This window comes from Verminephrobacter aporrectodeae subsp. tuberculatae At4, from assembly GCF_000193225.1.
Classification (GTDB): Bacteria; Pseudomonadota; Gammaproteobacteria; order Burkholderiales; family Burkholderiaceae_C; genus Acidovorax; species Acidovorax aporrectodeae.
In genome coordinates, this window is the sequence record NZ_AFAL01000090.1 from 1 (window position 1) to 2,426 (window position 2,426).

At 63.2% G+C, this 2,426-nt stretch carries 3 protein-coding genes and 3 pseudogenes; 4 read left to right on the forward strand and 2 right to left on the reverse strand.

Annotated elements, in window-relative coordinates; all coding sequences use genetic code 11:
• The 3 genes and pseudogenes from VTU_RS32455 to VTU_RS34635 all read left to right on the forward strand — a co-directional run.
• A pseudogene (locus VTU_RS32455) lies at window positions 1-126 on the forward strand (16S rRNA (adenine(1518)-N(6)/adenine(1519)-N(6))-dimethyltransferase); the annotation flags it as partial.
• Window positions 127-178: 52 nt separating this feature from the next.
• Window positions 179-835, forward strand: a pseudogene (locus tag VTU_RS35650) (aminotransferase class I/II-fold pyridoxal phosphate-dependent enzyme); the annotation flags it as partial.
• 148 nt (window positions 836-983) lie between these two features.
• On the forward strand, window positions 984-1,511 hold the full coding sequence (locus tag VTU_RS34635; RefSeq protein ID WP_029554080.1) for an aminotransferase-like domain-containing protein: 528 nt from the start codon (window positions 984-986) through the stop codon (window positions 1,509-1,511).
• 21 nt (window positions 1,512-1,532) lie between these two features.
• Here the strand turns inward: VTU_RS34635 and VTU_RS35655 are convergent.
• Both VTU_RS35655 and VTU_RS25560 read right to left on the reverse strand, forming a co-directional pair.
• Window positions 1,533-1,709, reverse strand: a pseudogene (locus VTU_RS35655) (thioesterase domain-containing protein); the annotation flags it as partial.
• Between the two features lie 116 nt (window positions 1,710-1,825).
• Window positions 1,826-2,326 (reverse strand): peroxiredoxin, encoded by a 501-nt coding sequence (locus VTU_RS25560; protein WP_081479711.1) that lies wholly within the window; start codon window positions 2,324-2,326, stop codon window positions 1,826-1,828.
• Here VTU_RS25560 and VTU_RS34640 point away from each other — a divergent pair.
• Window positions 2,247-2,426: hypothetical protein (locus VTU_RS34640; protein ID WP_236610624.1), on the forward strand; the 180-nt coding region annotated here is incomplete at its 3' end. The genes VTU_RS25560 and VTU_RS34640 overlap by 80 nt on opposite strands.

Consider the following 2,426-nt stretch of genomic DNA (forward strand, 5'->3'; position numbering starts at 1 on the left):
CTGCGCCACACGCTCGGGCGCTGGCTGGATGCGCGCGGCTACGCGGGCCATTTCGACGTCCAGCGCCGCGCCGAGGAGGTGGCAGTGCACGAATTCGTGGCCCTGGCGCAGAACGCGCACGCATAGCCCGCAGTCGGCCCCCTGGAAGCAGGCTGCGATGGTCAAACGTTCACGCGGCATGCTGCTGCAATCCATCGTTCTGGACCGCGGCGCCGCGCAGACCCTGTCCACCCAGATTTATCGCAAGCTCAAAGACCTGCTGCTCGACGGATCGCTGTCGGCGGGGGACCGCCTGCCTTCGACGCGCACCATGGCGAGCGAACTCGGGGTCGCGCGCGCGACCATCGTCGAGACCTTTGAGCGGCTGGTCGCCGAGGGCCTGCTCGAATCCCGGGTCGGCGCCGGCACCCATGTCAGCCCGGCCCTGAACGCGCGCGTCGCGCCCACCGACGCGCCGCTGGACATCGGGTCCGTCGCGAGCGCGAAACTGGCGAAGGCGATTGCGCTGGCCGGGCAGTTCGGCACCCGCCTGGTGCACCAGCACCAGCCGTTCACGACCGGGATGCCGGCCTTCGACGCGTTTCCGATGGCGCAATGGTTCCGGCTGTCGAGCAAGCATTGGCGCAACGCGCGCAAGCCGATGCTCGGCTACCCCGAGCCGCATGGCGAGCTGCGCCTGCGCGAGGCCATTGCCACCCATTTGCGCGTGAACCGCGGGATCGCCTGCCACGCCAGGCAGATCTTCATCGTCAGCGGCGCGCAGTACGCGTTCCAGCTGATCGCGGAAATGCTGATCGACGCGGGCGACCGGGTCTGGTTTGAAAACCCCGGGCATATCGGCGCGCGCAACTGCTTCATGCTCGCGGGCGCGCACATGGTCGCGGTCCCCGTTGACGAAGCCGGCCTGCGGGTCGAGCAGGGGCGCGCCGTGGCGCCGTCGTTCAAGCTGGCCCGTCACCCCGTCGCAGCAGCAACCGCTGGGCGTGAAGATGAGCCTGGATCGGCGCTTCGCGCTGCTCCAGGCCGCCGAGGCGGCCGACGCGTGGATCATCGAGGACGACTGGGCCGGCGATTTCTGCGTCACCGACAAGCCGCTGCCCACGCTCAAGGAACTGGACCTCGGCGGGCGGGTGATCTACGTCGGCAGCTTCAGCAAATCCATTTTTCCTGCGCTGCGGCTGGGCTTCATACTGGCGCCGCCGCCGCTGGTTCCGTTTTTCTGCACCAGCCTGGAGGCGTTCTCCCCGGGCGTTCCCACGCACCTGCAAACGGTGCTCGCCGAGTTCATCGCCGAGGGGCATTTCGCGACGCACGTCCGGCGCATGCGCCGGCTCTACGCGGAACGCTACGACGCGCTCGCGCACGCGGTGGGCACGCACCTGGCGCGCTGGCTGGAACTGGCGCCAACGCGCACCGGCCTGCATACCTTTGCCCGCCTGAAATGCCCTATCATCGACCGTGATGAACATATTGTCGATGGCAAAAAGATGGTCGACTTTTCTTCCAGTTGATTTGAGTATTTGCGCCATTTCCACGGCAATCAGCGCACCTTGCGACCAACCGCCAAGCAGGTATGGGCCTTCTGAGTCCTGCATCAGGATCCGCTCGACGTACCGTTGCGCCATCTGTTCAATCGTTTGGTCCGGATCCGAATCCGGAAGCAGCCCCGCCGACTGAATCGCGTAGAAAGGATGCTTGTTCCCCAGCATGACGGCCAACGGGCCGTAACACAACCCGTTGCCATGCGTCGGGTGGACAAAATAGATAGGCGATTGCCCCTGTCCCGGGCGAAGGCGGATCAGGATATCGCTCTCTGAAGCTCGCTTTAGCTCTGACACATCGCCTCTCTTTTTCCATCAAGCCACGCAATCACATCGCTGGCATTGCGCTCCGGCGGGAAAACAGGATAGAACACCTTGATGATTTTTCCCACTTCGACAATCCAAGTCTGCCGCTTGATCATTCTCTTGCCCTCAACGACAAAGGTCGGCAGACGAAGTGCTTCAGTCAGTTTGAACTCGGCATCGCTGAGCAATTCATAAGGCAGATGCAAGCGCGCCACCGCTTCGCGCTGATCTTCGCTGCTTTGCGTACTGATCCCGAAAACAGAACAATTGTACTGCCGCAGTTCGTCAGCATGATCCCTGAATGCACAAGACTGCGGCGTACAACCCGGGGCTCCGGGGATTTGCAGCCATCCCTCGGACAACGGAACGCCGGGTTTGCCCGTCATCGGATAGAGATACATGACGACCCTGCCTTGCAACAAAGACAAGTTGCACGCCAATTCGGTCGTCGATGTCAATGATAGGTTCGGCAGCGCCATCCCAGTCAAATGGTCGCAAAGCCCATCATCGACAGGACACGGCAAATCCTTGGGCAACTCGACAGGGTTCGGTGCCGATGTCGTCCTGACGATTTCTGGC

What these genes read in the sequence shown, in the direction of transcription:
- VTU_RS25560 (WP_081479711.1), bottom strand. Translation starts at nt 2,326, where the DNA reads ATGGCGCTGCCGAACCTATCATTGACATCGACGACCGAATTGGCGTGC.